Annotated in this window: 18 protein-coding genes; 14 read left to right on the forward strand and 4 right to left on the reverse strand. The window is 71.9% G+C overall.

What is annotated here, in order from left to right:
* The first annotated feature begins 79 nt into the window (after positions 1-79).
* From ABZ444_RS15730 to ABZ444_RS15740, 3 genes are all read left to right on the forward strand, one after another.
* Positions 80-790, forward strand: coding sequence for a lysophospholipid acyltransferase family protein (locus ABZ444_RS15730; protein ID WP_357996437.1), 711 nt, complete (start codon positions 80-82; stop codon positions 788-790).
* A 4-nt stretch (positions 791-794) separates the two neighbouring features.
* Entirely contained in the window at positions 795-1,805 is a 1,011-nt protein-coding gene (locus ABZ444_RS15735; protein WP_357996440.1) for an NAD(P)H-dependent glycerol-3-phosphate dehydrogenase, read from the forward strand.
* Between the two features lie 62 nt (positions 1,806-1,867).
* On the forward strand, positions 1,868-2,962 hold the full coding sequence (locus ABZ444_RS15740) for a D-alanine--D-alanine ligase family protein (protein ID WP_357996443.1): 1,095 nt from the start codon (positions 1,868-1,870) through the stop codon (positions 2,960-2,962).
* On the opposite strand, the gene ABZ444_RS15745 is transcribed toward ABZ444_RS15740, so the two are convergent.
* Positions 2,945-3,379, reverse strand: coding sequence for a DUF3515 domain-containing protein (locus tag ABZ444_RS15745; RefSeq protein WP_357996446.1), 435 nt, complete (start codon positions 3,377-3,379; stop codon positions 2,945-2,947). The two genes, ABZ444_RS15740 and ABZ444_RS15745, sit on opposite strands and share 18 nt — an antisense overlap.
* A 21-nt stretch (positions 3,380-3,400) precedes the next feature.
* Entirely contained in the window at positions 3,401-3,634 is a 234-nt protein-coding gene (locus ABZ444_RS15750) for an Lrp/AsnC ligand binding domain-containing protein (protein WP_125637145.1), read from the reverse strand.
* Positions 3,635-3,681: 47 nt separating this feature from the next.
* On the opposite strand from ABZ444_RS15750, the gene ABZ444_RS15755 reads away from it, so the two are divergent.
* The 3 genes from ABZ444_RS15755 to thiD all read left to right on the forward strand — a co-directional run bounded on the left by ABZ444_RS15755 (position 3,682) and on the right by thiD (position 7,334).
* Positions 3,682-4,650 carry a thiamine-phosphate kinase gene (locus ABZ444_RS15755; RefSeq protein WP_357996449.1) on the forward strand — a complete coding sequence of 323 codons (969 nt, stop codon included), beginning with the start codon at positions 3,682-3,684 and terminating at the stop codon, positions 4,648-4,650.
* Between the two features lie 230 nt (positions 4,651-4,880).
* Positions 4,881-6,506, forward strand: coding sequence for a hypothetical protein (locus ABZ444_RS15760; protein ID WP_357996452.1), 1,626 nt, complete (start codon positions 4,881-4,883; stop codon positions 6,504-6,506).
* A 30-nt stretch (positions 6,507-6,536) separates the two neighbouring features.
* Positions 6,537-7,334, forward strand: a complete 798-nt coding sequence (gene thiD, locus ABZ444_RS15765) for a bifunctional hydroxymethylpyrimidine kinase/phosphomethylpyrimidine kinase (RefSeq protein ID WP_357996455.1) — start codon at positions 6,537-6,539, stop codon at positions 7,332-7,334.
* A 172-nt stretch (positions 7,335-7,506) separates the two neighbouring features.
* Here the strand turns inward: thiD and rpmB are convergent, their stop codons facing one another.
* Positions 7,507-7,692 carry a 50S ribosomal protein L28 gene (rpmB, locus tag ABZ444_RS15770; protein ID WP_043618345.1) on the reverse strand — a complete coding sequence of 62 codons (186 nt, stop codon included), beginning with the start codon at positions 7,690-7,692 and terminating at the stop codon, positions 7,507-7,509.
* 199 nt (positions 7,693-7,891) lie between these two features.
* On the opposite strand from rpmB, the gene ABZ444_RS15775 reads away from it, so the two are divergent.
* From ABZ444_RS15775 to mutM, 8 genes are all read left to right on the forward strand, one after another.
* A complete protein-coding gene (locus ABZ444_RS15775) occupies positions 7,892-9,436 on the forward strand; it encodes a DAK2 domain-containing protein (RefSeq protein ID WP_357996458.1) in 1,545 nt (514 codons plus the stop codon).
* A 113-nt stretch (positions 9,437-9,549) separates the two neighbouring features.
* Positions 9,550-11,727, forward strand: coding sequence for an ATP-dependent DNA helicase RecG (gene recG, locus ABZ444_RS15780; RefSeq protein WP_357996461.1), 2,178 nt, complete (start codon positions 9,550-9,552; stop codon positions 11,725-11,727).
* A gap of 393 nt (positions 11,728-12,120) precedes the next feature.
* Complete coding sequence (rsmD, locus tag ABZ444_RS15785) at positions 12,121-12,687, forward strand: 16S rRNA (guanine(966)-N(2))-methyltransferase RsmD (RefSeq protein ID WP_357996464.1); 567 nt, start codon at positions 12,121-12,123, stop codon at positions 12,685-12,687.
* Positions 12,688-12,701: 14 nt separating this feature from the next.
* Entirely contained in the window at positions 12,702-13,178 is a 477-nt protein-coding gene (coaD, locus tag ABZ444_RS15790; RefSeq protein ID WP_352324821.1) for a pantetheine-phosphate adenylyltransferase, read from the forward strand.
* A gap of 72 nt (positions 13,179-13,250) precedes the next feature.
* Complete coding sequence (locus ABZ444_RS15795) at positions 13,251-13,802, forward strand: YceD family protein (RefSeq protein WP_357996467.1); 552 nt, start codon at positions 13,251-13,253, stop codon at positions 13,800-13,802.
* A 1-nt stretch (position 13,803) separates the two neighbouring features.
* Positions 13,804-13,983 carry a 50S ribosomal protein L32 gene (rpmF, locus tag ABZ444_RS15800; protein WP_033409409.1) on the forward strand — a complete coding sequence of 60 codons (180 nt, stop codon included), beginning with the start codon at positions 13,804-13,806 and terminating at the stop codon, positions 13,981-13,983.
* A gap of 255 nt (positions 13,984-14,238) precedes the next feature.
* Complete coding sequence (gene rnc / locus ABZ444_RS15805; protein ID WP_357996706.1) at positions 14,239-14,958, forward strand: ribonuclease III; 720 nt, start codon at positions 14,239-14,241, stop codon at positions 14,956-14,958.
* Positions 14,959-15,066: 108 nt separating this feature from the next.
* Positions 15,067-15,912 (forward strand): bifunctional DNA-formamidopyrimidine glycosylase/DNA-(apurinic or apyrimidinic site) lyase, encoded by an 846-nt coding sequence (gene mutM, locus ABZ444_RS15810; RefSeq protein WP_357996470.1) that lies wholly within the window; start codon positions 15,067-15,069, stop codon positions 15,910-15,912.
* Here the strand turns inward: mutM and ABZ444_RS15815 are convergent.
* Positions 15,860-17,014: an MFS transporter gene (locus tag ABZ444_RS15815; protein WP_357996474.1), complete on the reverse strand. Its 1,155-nt coding sequence runs from the start codon at positions 17,012-17,014 to the stop codon at positions 15,860-15,862. The two genes, mutM and ABZ444_RS15815, sit on opposite strands and share 53 nt — an antisense overlap.
* Positions 17,015-17,049: the final 35 nt, after the last annotated feature.

Consider the following 17,049-nt stretch of genomic DNA (forward strand, 5'->3'; position numbering starts at 1 on the left):
GGCTTAAGCATCTCGCCTCGACATCCCACGCGGCCAACCGGGAGACTTGGGGCGCACACCGTACGGGTTGGAGGAGACCATGAGCCGCCCCACGCGACCTTCGCGTTTCTGGGAGTCATTCGCCGTAGCGGTGGTGAAGCCGCTGTCGTGGTTCCTGGTCAAGAAGGACTGGCAAAACGGCGAGCGACTCCCGCGCACCGGCGGCATCATCATCGCGGCCAACCACCTGTCCTGGAGCGATCCCGTCCTGCTGTCGCACTTCCTGTTCAACAACGGCCGCTGGCCGGTCATCCTGGCCAAGGCCGCGCTGTTCAAGGTGCCCTTCCTGGGCCGGGCGCTCAACGGCCTGCTGGCCATCCCGGTCGAGCGGGGCAGCAGCCAGGCGGCCAGATCGCTCAGCTCGTCGGCCCAGCGGCTGCGCGACGGCGCGGCCATCCTGTTCTACCCCGAGGGCACCTGCACCCGCGATCCCGAGCTGTGGCCCATGGTGGGCAAGACCGGCGCCGCCCGGCTGGCGCTCGAGAGCGGCGCGCAGGTCATCCCCATCGCCCACTGGGGCGCCCACGAGCTGCTCCCGTACGGCGCCAAGAGGCCCAGGCTGTTCCCGCGCAAGACCTTCCACGTCACCGTCGGCCCGCCGGTCGACCTGTCCAAGTACGAGGGGCAGCCCCTGCGCGCCAGTGTGCTGCGCGAGGCGACCGCCGACATCATGGCGGCCATCACCGAGCAGCTGACCGAGCTGCGCGGCGAGAAGGCCCCGGAAACTCCCTACGATCCCGCCAGGCGGTGATGGCATGACAAAGGCAGCCGTTCTCGGCACGGGCTCGTGGGGCACCACGTTCGCCATGGTCCTCGCCGAGGCGGGCAACGAGGTCACGCTGTGGGGGCGCAGGCCGGAGCTGGTCGAGGCGATCGACCAGGACCACGCCAACCCCGACTACCTGCCCGGCGTGACGCTGCCCGAGGCGCTGCGCGCCACCACCGACCCCGTGCGCGCGCTCGACGGCGCCGACTTCGTGGTGCTGGCCGTGCCCTCGCAGATGTTGCGGCCCAACCTGACCGCCTGGCGCGAGCACATCCCGTCGAACGCGGTCCTGGTCAGCCTCATGAAGGGCGTCGAGCTGGGCACGACCAAGCGCATGAGCGAGGTGATCCGCGAGGTCGCCGAGGTGCCCGAGGAGCGGGTCGCGGTGGTGTCCGGGCCCAACCTGGCCAAGGAGATCGCCCACCGCCAGCCCGCCGCCACGGTCGTCGCCTGCACCGACGAGTCGGTCGCCGAACGCCTCCAGGCCGCCTGCCACCTGCCGCCGTGGTTCCGGCCGTACACCAACACCGACGTGGTGGGGGTCGAGCTGGGCGGTGCGGTGAAGAACGTGATCGCGCTGGCCGTGGGCGTCTCGGCGGGCATGGGCATGGGCGACAACGTCAGCGCCATGCTCATCACCAGGGGCCTGGCCGAGATCTCCCGCCTCGGCGCCGCGCTGGGCGCCGACCCCCACACCTTCGCCGGGCTGGCCGGCATGGGCGACCTGGTGGCCACCTGCACCTCGCCGCTGTCGCGCAACCGCACCTTCGGCGAGAACCTGGGCCGCGGCATGACCCTCGCCGAGGTCGTCGCCGCCACAAAGCAGACCGCCGAGGGCGTGAAGTCCTGCGAGTCCGTCCTTGAGCTGGCCAGGAAGCACGACGTCGAGATGCCGATCACCGAGGTGGTCGTCGGGGTCGTGCACGACGGCATGGCGCCGTCGGAGGCGGGCATGCTGCTCATGTCCCGCTCGCCCAAACCCGAACGGTACGGCCTGTGAATCCGGACGCCACCGCGCGCTCGACTCGCTGTCAGGGGGACACCCCGGTAGATTCGGACGTCATGAGCAAGCCACGCGTCGCCGTCGTTTTCGGAGGTCGCAATTCTGAGCATGCCGTGTCCCTCATGGGCGCGGGCAGCGTGCTGGATGTGATCGACAGGAGTAAGTACGAGGTGATCCCGGTCGGGATCGCCCAGGACGGCAGGTGGGTGCTCGCCGCGTCCGACCAGCGGTTCGCCATCGAGGCCGGGGAGTTGCCCGCGGTCGACACCTCGGGAGCCGCGCTCGCGCTGCCCAGCGGCGGCGCCGGGCTGGTGGCCTACGACCCCGGGAGCATTCCGGTCGAGCTCGGCACGGTCGACGTCGTCTTCCCCGTCATGCACGGCCCGTTCGCCGAGGACGGCACCATCCAGGGCCTGCTGGAGATGGCCGGCGTCCGCTACGTCGGCTCCGGCGTGCTGGCCAGCGCCGTCGGCATGGACAAGGCCCACATGAAGACCGTGATGGCCGCCGCCGGGCTGCCGATCGGCCCTTACGTCGTCGTCCGCGACCGCGACTGGCGGCTCAACCGCGAGTGCGTGCTGAAGGAGGCCGAGGAGCTCGGCTTCCCGGTGTTCGTCAAGCCCGCCAGGGCCGGCTCCTCGCAGGGCATCTCCAAGGCCCACGACCGCGCCGAGCTGGAGGCGGCCGTGGAGTCCGCCCGGCGGCACGACCCCAAGGTGCTGATCGAGGCCGCGATCGAGGGCCGCGAGATCGAGTGCGCGGTGCTGGAGTCCCTCGGCGACGAGCCCGCCGCCGCGTCGATCCCGGGCGAGGTCAAGGTCGAGGGCGGCCAGGAGTTCTTCGACTTCGAGGCCAAGTACTACCCCGACCAGATGTCGCTCACCGTGCCCGCCGACATCCCGGCCGAGACCGCGGAGGAGCTGCGCGCGATGGCCGTACGGGCCTTCGAGGCGCTCGACTGCGAGGGCCTGTCCAGGGTCGACTTCTTCTACACGCCCGACGGCCGGCTGGTCTTCAACGAGATCAACACGATGCCCGGGTTCACCTCGTTGTCGGTCGCGCCGCAGCTCTGGGCGGCCTCGGGGCTGTCGTACCCGGCGCTGGTCGACCGGCTGATCCAGCTCGCGCTGTCGCGCTCAGCCGGACTGCGTTGACACGGCCCGCCCGATCGGCCCCGACAGCTCGGCCAGCACGTCGGACGCCGCGTGGTCGCCGCCGACCGTGACCTCCACGTACGTGGGCGCGGCCACCGCGGTGAACAGGATGGGCTTGTCCGGATCGGCGAACCAGCCCACTCCGTCGATCTCCTGGAGCTGGTCGGTCGGCGCCATCCGGGCAGGCCGCGGCACACCGCAGCGCACCGCGATGGACGCCTCCCCCCAGACCGCCACGTACGGCGAGGTCGGCTCCGACGTGCCGCGCTCGGCGCCGTCCAGCGTCTTGGGCAGCAGGGACGCGAGCCTGTCACAGGCCGCCGCCGCCTCCCCCGAAGGCTTGGGCGGATCGACCTGTACCACGCCGCCGCAGCCGGCGAGTGCCAGAAGAAGGAGCAGGACGGCGGCGGCGCGCATGGAACCCAGACCTCGAATGTGTCAGATATGAACGATCGGACACGTAAGAGTACGCGTGATCCCCTCCACCGCCTGAATCTGCGCAACGACCAGCTTCCCGAGCTCGTCGACGTTGCGCGCCTCAGCGCGGACGATCACGTCGTAGGGCCCCGTCACGTCTTCCGCCTGGGTGACCCCCGGAATTCCGGAGATCTCCTCGGCAACGGCGGCGGCCTTGCCGACCTCGGTCTGAATAAGGATGTAGGCCTGCACCATCACGTCCTCCCGGGCGATTGGATCACGCCGAAGGGCCACCGTACCCTGTGTGCGTCAGGAGGTGCGTCATCACAGTCGGAGATCTCGGCGAATTCGGTGTCGTAAATCGTATTGCCGGACGCCTGCCCCAGGGAGAGGGGGTCATGCTCGGCCCGGGTGACGACGCCGCCATGGTCGCCGCGCCCGACGGGCGGGTGGTCGTCTCGACCGACCTGCTGGTCGAGCGCAGGCACTTCCGGCTCGACTGGTCCGGCGGGCGCGACGTGGGCCGCAAGGCCGCCGCCCAGAACCTGGCCGACATCGCCGCCATGGGGGCCGTGCCGACGTCCATCGTGGTCGGGCTCGGCATCCCCGCCGACCTGCCGGTGGCCTGGCTCGACGCCCTGACCGACGGGTTCCGCGAGGAGTGCGCGGTGGTCGGCGCGAGCGTGGTCGGCGGCGACATCACCCGGTCCGACCTGGTGGTCATCGGGGTGACCGCGCTGGGCGACCTGCGCGGGCGGGCGCCGGTGACGCGCTCCGGCGCGCGGCCGGGGCACGTGGTGGCCGTGGCCGGGCGGCTGGGGTACGCCGCCGCGGGGCTGGCGCTGCTGGCCGCCGGGGTCGCCGCGGGTTCGGCCGTGCTGGCGGAGGCGGTGGCCGCCCACCGGCGGCCCTGCCCGCCGTACGAGGAGGGGCCGCGGGCGGCCGAGCTGGGCGCGAGCGCGATGCTCGACGTCAGCGACGGCCTGGTGCAGGACCTCGGGCACGTGGCCGCGGCCAGTGGCGTACGCGTCGAGCTCGATCCCGAGTCGTTCACCGTGGGGGAGCCGGTGGCGGCGGCGGCCAAGGAGCTGGGGCAGGATCCGCTGGAATGGGTGCTCACGGGTGGTGAGGATCACGCGCTCGCCGCGGTCTTCCCTGCTGACGTACGGCTGCCGCCGTCGTGGCAGGTCGTGGGCCGGGTGGTCGAGGGCGAGGGTGTCCTGGTGCACGGCCGCCAGGTGGGACAGGGCGGCTGGGATCACTTTCGGTGATGACTTGTCCCGATTTAAGTGAAATTTTCCGGGTTTGTGGTGGCACTAGCGGGATTGTTGTGACAAGGACGTAGTAAAGGTGTTATGAAGATTGGCGGCCACTGTAACCGCGAGAAAGGGCAGCCATGGGCCGCCACGGCACCGGTGGATCCGACGATGGGGATGAACGGGGGAACGGCAGCGCTTTCTGGGGTCCCGACGAGCCGGCCGAGGCGCCGGGCTGGCCGGCGTTGCCGGACCAGGTCGAGGTGACGGGGCAGTGGGCTCCGATGCCGCGCCGCGAGGACGGTCCGCCGCAGCGCAGCGGCAGGAAGCCCGAGCCGTTCGAGACCACGGGGGCCTTCGCCGTGCCCGCCGACGCCGCCCCAGGGTTCCCGCCGTCCGACGCGCCCGCCGGCCCCTTTCCGCCGCCGAACGGCCCCCAGTTCGCCGGGTCTCCCTACCCCGAGCCGAACGGGGCCGGGCCGTTCGAGGTGACGGGCGCGTTCGCCCGCCCGGCCGACTGGGACGCCGTCGGCCCCTCCGCCCAGCCCGACTTCGGGCCGCCGCCGAGTTTCGACGCCTCCGGCCGCACCACGGGCCCCTTCGACGCCCCCCGGCGGAACACCGGCCCGTTCGGCGCGCAGGGTCCTGACAGCGGCCCGTTCGACAGGCAGGGCAGGAACACCGGCCCCTTCGACGCCCCGGAGCCGGGCGGCACGGCCAGGTTCGACGTGCCGGGACCCGGTGGCACCGCCAGGTTCGACGTGCCGGAGTCCGGCAGTACGGCCAGGTTCGACGTGCCCGCCGGGTCCGACACCGCTTTCCACGGGAGGCCGCCGGAGCCCGGTGACGTGAAGGTGGCCGGGGAGCCGACCGCAGCGCACACCCCCGCCTGGGCGGAGGCCGAGACCGGCTTCCTGCGTTCGGGCTGGTCCTCCGACCAGGACCTCGACGATCTGGACGAGTCCGACGAGTCCCGTGGCCGTCGCCGCGGCGGCCGGCGCAAGTCGTCCAGGGGCGGCGGCGGTGGCGACGACGACGGGCTGAACGCGCCCACCGGCGGCGGCAGCGGCAAGGGCAGGGGCCGCATGGCGCTGCTGTCGGTCGCCGCCGTGGCCGTCGTGCTCGGCGGCACGGTCGCCGGGGTGAAGCTCATGAGCTCCTCCGGCGACCCCGGCAAGTGCGCGGACACGAGCTGCGCCGCCGTCCACACCAGCACCAGCCCCTCGACCACGGCGGTCTCCGACCCCGGCACGGAGGAGGAAGAGCCCTCCGAGGAGCCGACGGAGGACGAAGAGTCGAGCACGCCCTCCGACGCCCCGACGACCACCGCCCCCACGGTCGGCAACCGCGCCCCGCGCCGCAGCACGGCCCCCACCCCCACGCCCACCAGGACGCGGACGAAGACCTCGGCCAAGCCGACGCGGCAGCCGGAGCCGCCGGCCGAGGAGACGATCTCCGAGGCCCCGACCGACGACGGCACGCCCCTGGGCAACTCCGACACCGGCGTCGTCCCCACGGTGGGCACCAGCCCCGCGCCCGCGACCACCTCCACGTCCGGGTCCGGAGGCAGCGGCGGCTCGGTCAACGTGCGGCAGACGGTCAAGCAGCGGCTCGCCTCGTACTCGGCCACGCTGCGCGTCACCAACCAGTCGCCGGCCCCGCTGGCGAACGCCACCTTCTCCGTCCCGGTCGAGGGCCGCGTCATGGACGTGAACGGCGGCTCCTGGACCCAGGACGGCGACCTGCTGATCATCGACCTGTCGGGCTCGCTGGCCGCCGGCGGCTCGGTGGACGTCACGTACTCGGCGACGGGGAAGGCGCAGGAGCCCGGCGCGTGCGGGCTGGTCGGCGGGGAGTGCGCGATCGGCTGAGTGCCTGCCTGGTGCCGGTCGAGTGGTTGGATGGGATTCATGACGACCCCTCCACGTGTGCTGACCGTCGCGGGCTCCGACTCGGGAGGCGGTGCGGGCATCCAGGCCGACCTGAAGACCATGATGGCGATGGGCGTGCACGGCATGAGCGTGATCGCCGCCGTCACGGCCCAGAACTCGCTGGGCGTCCAGGGCTACTGGGAGCTGCCGCCCGAGGCCGTGCGCGCGCAGCTCGACTCCGTGCTGGGCGACATCGGGGCGCAGGCCGTCAAGACCGGCATGCTGGCCTCGCCGGTGCTGGTGGAGACGGTGGCCGAGGTGCTGGGGGCCTATGACGCGCCGGTGGTGGTGGATCCCGTCGGGGTGTCCAAGCACGGCGACTCGCTGCTCGCCCCCGAGGCCGTCGACACGCTCAGGACGCGCCTGCTGCCCGTGGCCACGGTCGTGACGCCGAACCTGTGGGAGGTGGAGCAGCTCACCTCCGTCAAGGTCGAGGACGAGGGAGACCTGCGCCGGGCCGCCGACGCCGTGCTCGCGCTGGGCCCGGCCTGGGCGCTCATCAAGGGCGGCCATCTGCCCGGCGCCCCCGTCGACCTCCTCACCGACGGCACGACCGAGCACCGCTTCGCCGCCGAACGCCTGGACAACCGCCACACCCACGGCACGGGCTGCACCCTGGCCTCGGCCCTGGCCTCCCGGCTCGCGCTGGGCGACGACGTCCCGACGGCGGTGGGGAAGGCCAAGGAGTACGTGACGGGCGCGATCGCCCGCGGCTTCCCCCTGGGCTCCGGCATCGGCCCGGTCGACCACGCCTGGCGCTGGCGCTGACCCCTGCTTGTCCGGCGCTGACCCACACCCTCCGGGGCCGGTGGCACCCGCGGCGGGCTCAGTGCCCCCCAGCGTCCCCTCAGCGCCACCCAGGCGGTACTGCCGGGGGCGGGCACGACGAAAGCCCGTCGCTCCAGCAATCAGGAGCGACGGGCTTCGCGAAAGACGAGAACTAGCGGGTGACCTTGCCCGCCTTGATGCACGAGGTGCACACGTTCAGCTTCTTCGGCGTGCCGCCGACGACCGCGCGGACCGTCTGGATGTTGGGGTTCCAACGACGACGGGTACGGCGGTGCGAGTGGGACACGTTGTTGCCGAAGGTCGGCCCCTTGCGGCAGACATCGCAGACGGAAGCCACGGTATCGCTCCTTAAAACAGTCGATGTAGCCCTGTCCGCTGATGCTTTCCGGGCGGAGGGCATGCCGGGACAACCGGCCAGCCAGACGAGAATATCTGATCCACACCATTGGGCGCGAACCAGAGCACTGGACGGTGGCCGGTGCGGGGATATTCTCCTCCAACAAGGTAGCGCATGCGGGGAGGTCGAAGGAGCGCAGATGAAGGCCCTCGACCCGCCCGCGGTGCGCCGCTGGGCCCGCCTGGCCGCCGACGCCCTCGGCCGGGCGAGACCGGAGATCGACGCACTCAACGTGTTCCCCGTGGCCGACGGCGACACCGGCACGAACCTGCACCTCACCATGCTGTCGGCGGCCGAGGCCGTCGAGTCCCTGCCCGACGACGTCGACGCCGCCGTGGTGTGGCAGACGCTCGCCTACGGGGCGCTGGTGGGCGCGCACGGCAACTCGGGGGTCATCGTCAGCCAGGCGCTGCGCGGTCTGGCCGAGGTGCTCAAGGACGGTTCCGACCTGCGTGCCGGCCTGCTCAGGGCGGCCACGCTCGCCCGGGAGGCCGTGGCCAGGCCGGTCGAGGGCACGGTGCTGACCGTGCTGGAGTCGGCCGCCCGAGCCGCCCGGGACGCCGACGGCGACGCGTGCGAGGTGGCGCGGCAGGCGGCGCGGGAGGCGCGGGCCGCGTTGCGCCGTACGCCGGGGCAGCTCGACGTGCTGGCCCGCAGCGGGGTCGTGGACGCGGGCGGGGCGGGGGCGGCGATCGTCCTGGAGACCCTGGCCGCCGTGCTCACCGACTCCTACAGCGACCACTACGACGTGCCGGCGCCGACCGGGCGGGTCACGCCGATGACCGAGGTGGGCGCCGGCTACGAGGTGATGTACCTGCTGGACGCCGACGAGCGCGCGGTGGCCGGGCTGCGCGACGAGCTCGACGCCATGGGCGAGTCGCTGGTCGTGGTGGGCGGCGAGGGCCTGTGGAACGTGCACGTGCACGTGGCCGACGCGGGGGCGGCCGTGGAGGCGGGGCTGCGGGCGGGGCGTCCGCACCGGGTCAGGATCACGTACCTGGCCGAGCGCACGCACCGGGGCAGGGCGGGCAGGGGCGTGGTGGCGGTGGCGGCCGGTGACGGGATCGCGGCGCTGTTCGAGGAGAGCGGCGCGGTCGTGGTGCGCCGCGCGCCGGGCACCCGGCCCGCGTTGCCCGAGCTGCTGGCCGCGATCAGGCAGGCGGGCGCCGAGGTGGCCGTGCTGCCGAACGACGAGGGCGTCCTCGCGGTCGCCGTCGCGGCGGCGGAGATCGCCCGCGAGGACGGCGTGGTCGTCAGCGTCCTGCCGACCAGGGCGACCGTGCAGGGGTTGTCGGCGCTGGCCGTGCACGACCCGCTGCGCCGGTTCGACGACGACGTGGTGGCCATGACGGACGCCGCCGGCCACACCAGGTACGGACATCTGGCGGTGGCGGACAGGGAGGCGTTCACCAGCGCGGGCGTGTGCCGGCCGGGCGACGTGCTGGGCCTGATCGACGGGGACGTGGCGGTGATCGGCGGCGACCTGGAGCGCGTGGCGAGGCTGATCATCGACAGGATGGTGGCCGGCGGCGGCGAGCTGGTGACCCTGGTCACCGGCGCCGACCTGCCCGAACGGCTCGCCGTCCGGCTGGAGGACCACCTGCGGCGCACGCGGCCGGACGTCGACCTGGTCGTCTACGACGGCGAGCAGGGCGGCTACCCGCTGCTGATCGGCGTCGAGTAGCGGCACGGCCCCTTCCACGGGCGACTCGGAGGCCCGGTGCGGGTCCCCTCCGCGGGCGACTCCGGGGCCCGGTGCGGGATTCCTGTCGGCCGCAGGCGGTAGAACTGGATCCCGTGAGCCGTTTCGACGAGCCCCTGACCAAAGCGCTCGACCCGAAGACCGCCAAGCTGCTGCACAGCGTGCTCGGCCTGGAGACGGTCGGCGACCTGCTGCGCCACTACCCGCGCCGCTACGCCGAGCGCGGCGAGCTGACCTCGCTCGACGCGCTGGAGGTCGACGAGCACGTCACCGTGGTCGGCGAGGTGACCAGGCTGATGCGCAAGCCCATGCGCAACCGCGGCGGCACGTGGCTGGAGGCCGAGGTCGTCGACGGCAACGGCAACCGCATCTACCTGGCGTTCTTCGGCAAGGGCTCCCACGTGGCCGAGTCGCGGCTCAAGCCGGGGCGGCGCGGCATGTTCGCCGGCAAGGTGGGGCTGTTCGGGGCGCGGTCCAAGCCGCGCTGGCAGCTCTCGCACCCCGAGTTCGAGCTGTTCGAGGAGGGCGAGGCGAGCGCCGAGGAGTTCGCGTCGGCGCCGGTGCCGATCTACCCGGCGGGCAAGGACGTGACGCCGTGGGCGATCCGCCGGGCGGTCGGTGTGGTGCTCGACACGCTGGGCCCGCTCGACGACCCGCTGCCCGCCGAGCTGCGGGCCAGGCACGGCCTCCAGCCGCTCGCCGATGCGCTGGTGGCCATCCACCGGCCGAAGGACCTCGCCGAGGTGGGCCGGGCGCGCAAGCGGCTGAAGTTCGACGAGGCCTTCGTGCTGCAGGCGGTGCTGCTCCAGCGCCGCCAGGCGGCCACGGCGTGGCCGGCCAGGCCGCGTCCGAGGCGTTCCGGCGGCATGCTGTCCGACTTCGACGGGCGGCTGCCGTTCTCGCTCACCGAGGGGCAGGCGCAGGTGGGGGAGGAGATCGCGGCCGACCTGGCGCTGGAGCACCCGATGCACCGGCTGCTGCAGGGCGAGGTGGGCGCGGGCAAGACGGTCGTGGCGCTGCGCGCGATGCTCCAGGTGGTCGACGCGGGCGGCCAGGCCGCGCTGCTGGCCCCGACGGAGGTGCTGGCCCAGCAGCACCACCGCTCGATCACGAACATGCTGGGCGAGCTGGCCCAGGGCGGCATGTTCGGCGGCACGGCGGTCACGCTGCTGACGGGTTCGATGGGCGCGGCGGCGCGGCGGGCCGCGCTGCTCGACGCGGCCTCGGGCACGGCGGGCATCGTGGTCGGCACACACGCCCTGCTCCAGGAGCACGTGCAGTTCGCCGACCTGGGGCTGGTCGTGGTCGACGAGCAGCACCGCTTCGGCGTGGAGCAGCGTGACGCGTTGCGCGAGAAGGCGGGCGGGGGCCGTCCGCACGTGCTGGTGATGACCGCGACCCCGATCCCGCGCACGGTCGCCATGACGGTCTTCGGCGACCTGGAGGTCTCGACGCTGTCGCAGCTCCCGTCGGGGCGCGCGCCCATCACCACGCACGTCGTGCCGGCCGCCGAGAAGCCCCACTATCTCGAACGCACCTGGCAGCGGGTGCGCGAGGAGGTGGAGCTGGGCAGGCAGGCGTACATCGTGTGCCCGCGGATCGGCGACCTGGAGGGCGACGAGGGCGACCTGGCGGCGGCGGGGGGCGACGACGACCGCCGTCCGCCGCTGGCCGTGCTGGAGGTCGCCGAGCTGCTCACCCAGGGCCCGTTCCAGGACCTCCGGGTCGGTACCCTGCACGGCAAGCTCCCGCCGGAGGAGAAGGACGCGATCATGCGTGCCTTCACCAAGGGCGAGCTCGACGTGCTGATCGCGACCACCGTCATCGAGGTGGGCGTCGACGTGCCCAATTCCTCGGTCATGATCATCATGGACGCCGACCGTTTCGGCGTCTCCCAGCTCCACCAGCTGCGCGGGCGGGTGGGCCGGGGCGGCCTGCCCGGCCTGTGCCTGCTGGTCTCCGACTTCCCCGAGGGCACCCCGGCCCGCGCCCGCCTCGACGCGGTGGCCGCCACGCTCGACGGCTTCGAGCTGTCCCGCGTCGACCTGGAGCAGCGCCGCGAGGGCGACGTCCTGGGGGCGGCGCAGTCGGGCAAGCGCAGCTCGCTGAAGCTCCTCCAACTCCTCAGAGACGAAGACGTCATCACAGCAGCGAGGGACGAAGCCGCACAGCTCCTGTCGGACGATCCCGAACTGGCCCACCATGAGGGCCTGCGCGCCGAGATAGCGCGCCTGCTGGAGGACGAGAAGGCGGAGTACCTGGAGAAGACGTGAGGGCCGGAGACCACGGAGCCGGTCGACGAAGGCTCGCGTGACGGCGGCGAGCCGGTGAAGGGTCAGAGGGCGTTGCGTGGAGGGCCGTCAGCCGAAGTACGGCGAGTGGGAAAACCACGCGAAGCCGTAAAGATAAAGATCTTAAAAGGCCCAGCCGCGGGGACGGCCTCCCCCCGAATGCCGTCCCCGGCTGGGCCCACCCTCGGGTCAGGTGCCGAGGGAACCGGCGTGCGGAAGGGCTCACGATCACGCCGGTCGGCCTTCATGTGGGTCACCTTGAAGGCCGCAGACTCATCATGCGGGCCGATCCGGCCGATGTGAATCACCCTTGCGCAGTCGAGGCCGACACTTGTCCACTCTTGACCTGGGCGAACATGCGGAACAATGGACCTTATGACTCGGATCATCGCGGGGAGCGCGGGTGGGCGGCGGTTGGCCGTGCCGCCGGGGCGGGGCACGAGGCCGACCAGCGACAGGGCCAGGGAAGGCATCTTCTTGACCCTCGACTCCCTCTACGGCCTGCGCGAGGCCCGCGTGCTCGACCTGTACGCCGGTTCGGGCGCCGTGGGCCTGGAGTCGCTGTCCAGGGGCGCGGCCCACGCGCTGCTCGTCGAGTCCGACGCCAAGGCGATCCGGACGATCAGGGCCAACATCCAGTCCCTCGGCCTCGAAGGCGCCGAGCTGGCGGCCGACAAGGTCGAGCGGGTCCTGGCCAGGCCGCCGGAGGAGCCGTACGACATCGTCTTCGCCGATCCGCCGTACGCGCTGGGTGACGGCGAGGTCACGCGGGTCCTGGAGCTGCTGCGCGACAACGGCTGGCTGATGGACCAGGGGCTGGTGGCATTCGAGAGGGAAACGAGGGGAAAGTCCTTGATGTGGCCGGAAGGTTATGTTGAGGAGAGGGTCCGTAGATACGGCGAAGCATCCGTTTGGTACGGTCGCGCCGCCGGGAACCCGTAGACCTGGGAGGCGTCTTGCGCCGCGTTGTCTGCCCGGGGTCGTTCGACCCCATCACCAATGGCCATCTCGACATCATCGGCCGGTCGGCCCGCCTGTACGACGAGGTGGTCGTGGCGGTCCTCATCAACATCGAGAAAAGCAGCCTGTTCACGGTCGACGAACGGATAGAGATCCTTCAGACCGTGACGAAGGAGTACCCCAACGTCAAGGTGCAGAAGTTCCACGGCCTGCTGGTGGACTTCTGCAAGCACAACGACATCCCCGCCATCGTCAAGGGCATCAGGGTCGTCAGCGACTTCGACTACGAGCTGCAGATGGCCCAGCTCAACTACCGTCTCTCGGGCGTCGAGACGCTCTTCATGCCCACCAACCCCGAGTACTCCTTCCTGTCCTCCAGCCGGGTCAAGGAGATCGCGCGGTATGGTGGCGACGTGTCCGGCCTGGTCCCTGACCTGGTGCACAAGCTGCTCATCGAGCGTCTCAGGGGCTGACCGCGACCTGGTATCCTTTCATTTCGGCCTTGTACGACGGCGAGCGTCTTCGCCATGCCTAGCGAGAGCAGGATGACTCAGCACCTCGACCCCCGCTCCCCTTGGGTGCTCTCCACTCATGATCTGGGGAAGCGACCGGGCACGATGCGGCAGATGACCCTGTCCCTTCCGGCACCGACTAACCTCGGCGTCGATATGATCGGTGTCCCCAAAGACGCCGAAGTCGAGCTGGACCTCCGGCTCGAAGCAGTGATGGAAGGCGTGCTCGTCTCGGGCACGGCGCACGCCCCGCTCGCCGGGGAGTGCGCGCGGTGCCTTGACCCGATCACCTCGGACATCGAGGTCGATCTGCAGGAGCTGTTCTTCTACTCCGACGAGGACGCCTCGGAGGAGGACTCACTGCTCGACGGGGAGCTGCTCGACCTCGAGCCGACGTTCCGCGACGCGGTGGTGCTCGCACTGCCGCTGAGCCCCGTGTGCCGCGAGGACTGCGAGGGGCTCTGCACGGAGTGCGGGATCAAGCTGGCCGAGGCCGGCGCCGATCATCGGCACGAGAAGATCGATGCCCGCTGGGCGTCGTTGCAAGGTCTGGTTTCCGAGAACGATAACGATCAGGAGAAGTGACGTGGCCGTCCCGAAGCGAAAGATGTCGCGGAGCAACACCCGCGCCCGTCGCTCCCAGTGGAAGACGACTGCTGTCGCCCTGGTGAGCTGCCCGCAGTGCCGTTCGCCCAAGCAGCCGCACATCGCGTGCCCCACCTGCGGCACCTACAACCGTCGTCAGGTCATCGAGCCGTCCGCCTGATCACACTGACAGCAGGCCCGCCCGTCATGTTCGCGGCGGGTTTCACCGTCAGCAGTTGACGTGATGCCGACCGGGTGCCATTGTGCCTCGGTCGGCGTTAACGTCTGTAGATGCGTACGGCGGCGGTTCGCCCGCGGCCGTGGTGGACGCCGGGGCTACACGTTACCCCGACGCCCACCACGTTTTCGGGCATCTTCCGCGGCCGCCTTGTGAAGATGTCCGAGGAGGAAACACGTGGGCGCAGGTCCTAAGCCGGTGGCCGTGGAGGTCGCCAGGGAAGAGCTGCAGCGGGTCCTGGTCGTCGGCCTCGACCCCGACATTCTCGAGCGGGCCCTGACGCACCGCTCCTACGCGTACGAGAACGGCGGCCTGCCCACCAACGAGCGCCTGGAGTTCCTCGGCGACTCGGTGCTGGGTCTCGTGGTCACCGACACCCTCTACCGCAACCACCCCGACCTGCCCGAGGGGCAGCTCGCCAAGCTGCGCGCCGCCGTGGTCAACATGCGCGCGCTGGCCGACGTCGCCCGCAACCTGGGCCTCGGCCGCTTCCTGCGGCTCGGCAGGGGCGAGGAGGGCACCGGCGGGCGCGACAAGTCCTCGATCCTGGCCGACACGCTGGAGGCGCTGATCGGCGCGATCTACGTGGACAAGGGCCTCGACGAGGCGTTCCGGGTCGTCCACCTGCTGTTCGACCCGCTGATCGTGCGCTCGGCCTCGCTGGGGGCGGGGCTCGACTGGAAGACGTCCCTGCAGGAGCTCACCGCCTCCGAGGCGCTCGGCGTGCCCGAATACCACGTCGAGGAGAGCGGGCCCGACCACGCCAAGTCGTTCACGGCCATGGTGCGCGTGGGCGGCGAGTCCTACGGCTCGGGCACCGGGCGCAGCAAGAAGGAGGCCGAGCAGCAGGCGGCCGAGGCGGCCTGGACGCGCATCCGCGCCCGCCGCGAGCAGCGCGAGAGCCAGCCCGCGAACTGACCCCGGCGCACGGGAAGCCCCGGCCAGCGTCCGGCGTTGTGACTGCGGATCCGCCCCTGCCGCGGCATGCCCTGCGGCCGGGGAAGTCGAGAGGACGGTTGGTGCACGGTGCCTGAGCTGCCAGAGGTCGAGGTCGTCAGGCGCGGCCTGGCGCAATGGGTCGTCGGCCGCGAGATCGCCGCCGCGGAGGTGCTCCACCCGCGCGCGATCAGGCGGCACGTCCCCGGGGCCGACGAGTTCACCGCCCGCCTGAAGGGCCGTACGGTGTTGTCGGCCGAGCGCCGCGGCAAATACCTGTGGCTGCCCCTGTCGGGTGGCGAGGAGGCCCTCCTGGCCCATCTGGGCATGAGCGGCCAGCTGCTCGTCGTCGATCCGCAGACCCCCCCCGAGAAGCACCTGCGCGTCCGCCTCCGTTTCGAGGACGGCGGCCCCGACCTGCGCTTCGTCGATCAGCGCACGTTCGGCCACGTCATGCTGACCCCGCTCGTCGGCGGCGTGCCCGCGCCGATCGCGCACATCGCGCCCGACCCGTTCGAGGCGTCGTTCGACGAGGCGGAGTTCACCCGCCGGCTCAGGGCCAGGCGCACCGAGATCAAGCGGGCGTTGCTGGACCAGTCGCTGATCAGCGGCGTCGGCAACATCTACGCCGACGAGGCGTTGTGGATCGCCCGGCTCCACTGGGCCCGTCCCACCGAGACGCTCACCCGTCCGAAGGTCGCCGAGCTGCTGGTCGGCGTGCGCACGGTGATGGGCGCCGCCCTGCAGCAGGGCGGCACCTCCTTCGACAGCCTCTACGTCAACGTCAACGGCGAGAGCGGCTACTTCGACCGGTCGCTGGAGGTCTACGGCCGCCGCGACCTGCCGTGCTCCCGCTGCGGCACGCCCATCAGGCGGGAGGCGTTCATGAACCGGTCGTCGTACTCCTGCCCCAAATGCCAGCGAAAGCCGCGGTGAGCAGGGCCAGCGCGGCGCCCAGCCACATCACCGACGAGATCGACACGCCGTCCACCACCCGGCCGCCGACGAACGAGCCGAGCGCGATCGAGACGTTGAACGCTCCCACGAACAGCGCGGTGCCCAGCTCGCCCCCGCCCGAGCGCATGATCCACAGCTGCAGCGCCACGCCCACGCCGCCGTAGCCGAGGCCCCACACGACGAGCATGACCAGGGGCAGCCCGACCAGCGCCAGCGCCGCCGTGGACCCGGCGATGAGCAGGGCCAGGACGATCAGCACCGGCTTGGGGTCGCGGGCCGCCCTGGCGCCCGCGACGAAGTTGCCGACGACGCCGGCCGCGCCGTACACCAGCAGGGCGACGCTGACCAGGCCGGGACCGGCGTCCGCGACCTGTTCCAGGAACGGCCGGACGTAGGTGTAGGCCGCGAAGTGCCCGGTGATGATCAGCACGGTCGCCGCCAGCACGACCCGCAGCGTCCCCGGCAGCGTCGCGCGGGAGCCGCCCGATGCGTCCTCGCCCGGCATCGGCGGCAGCACGGCGGCCAGCAACCCGAGCAGCACCAGCGCCAGCCCGCCCATGACCGCGAACGACGTGCGCCACCCCGCCGCCGAGGCGATGAGCGTGCCCGCGGGCACGCCGAGCACCGAGGCCACCGACACGCCGCCGAGGATCACCGACGTGGCCCGGCCCACCGATCGCTCGGGCACCAGCCGCAGGCCCAGCCCGGCCGCGAAGGCCCAGAACCCGCCGATGCTGATCCCGGTCAGCACCCGCGCGCCCAGCATGACGGGGAAGCTCGTGGCGAACGCCGCCGCCAGGTTGGCCACCGCGAGCAACGCCATCAGGCCGAGCAAGGGGACACGCCGGTCCAGCCGCCGGGTGGCCAGGGCCAGCACGGGGGCCGAGACGGCCGCGACCAGCCCCGGCAGCGACACCATCAGCCCGGCCGTGCCGTCGGACACCCCCAAGGTGGCGGCGATCGAGGTCAGCAGGCCGACGGGCAACATCTCGCTGGTCACGATGGTGAAGGTGCCCACCGCGACCGCGAGGACGGCGAGCCAGCGGGCCCGCGCGACAGTGGAGGTCTCAAGAGTCGTCATGCCGTTCAGCCTTGTCATCGGCCGGGGGCGGAACA

It is taken from the genome of Nonomuraea sp. NPDC005730 (assembly GCF_040630865.1).
Lineage (GTDB): Bacteria > Actinomycetota > Actinomycetes > Streptosporangiales > Streptosporangiaceae > Nonomuraea.

Excerpts from the sequence above, each read along its gene's own strand:
- ABZ444_RS15795 (WP_357996467.1), top strand. The coding sequence starts at position 13,251 with ATGACTCAGCACCTCGACCCCCGCTCCCCTTGGGTGCTCTCCACTCAT.
- ABZ444_RS15775 (WP_357996458.1), top strand. The coding sequence starts at position 7,892 with ATGAAGGCCCTCGACCCGCCCGCGGTGCGCCGCTGGGCCCGCCTGGCC.
- ABZ444_RS15745 (WP_357996446.1), bottom strand. The coding sequence starts at position 3,379 with ATGCGCGCCGCCGCCGTCCTGCTCCTTCTTCTGGCACTCGCCGGCTGC.
- thiD (WP_357996455.1), top strand. The coding sequence starts at position 6,537 with ATGGGATTCATGACGACCCCTCCACGTGTGCTGACCGTCGCGGGCTCC.
- rsmD (WP_357996464.1), top strand. The coding sequence starts at position 12,121 with ATGACTCGGATCATCGCGGGGAGCGCGGGTGGGCGGCGGTTGGCCGTG.
- ABZ444_RS15815 (WP_357996474.1), bottom strand. The coding sequence starts at position 17,014 with ATGACGACTCTTGAGACCTCCACTGTCGCGCGGGCCCGCTGGCTCGCC.
- ABZ444_RS15740 (WP_357996443.1), top strand. The coding sequence starts at position 1,868 with ATGAGCAAGCCACGCGTCGCCGTCGTTTTCGGAGGTCGCAATTCTGAG.
- ABZ444_RS15730 (WP_357996437.1), top strand. The coding sequence starts at position 80 with ATGAGCCGCCCCACGCGACCTTCGCGTTTCTGGGAGTCATTCGCCGTA.
- ABZ444_RS15735 (WP_357996440.1), top strand. The coding sequence starts at position 795 with ATGACAAAGGCAGCCGTTCTCGGCACGGGCTCGTGGGGCACCACGTTC.
- ABZ444_RS15750 (WP_125637145.1), bottom strand. The coding sequence starts at position 3,634 with ATGGTGCAGGCCTACATCCTTATTCAGACCGAGGTCGGCAAGGCCGCC.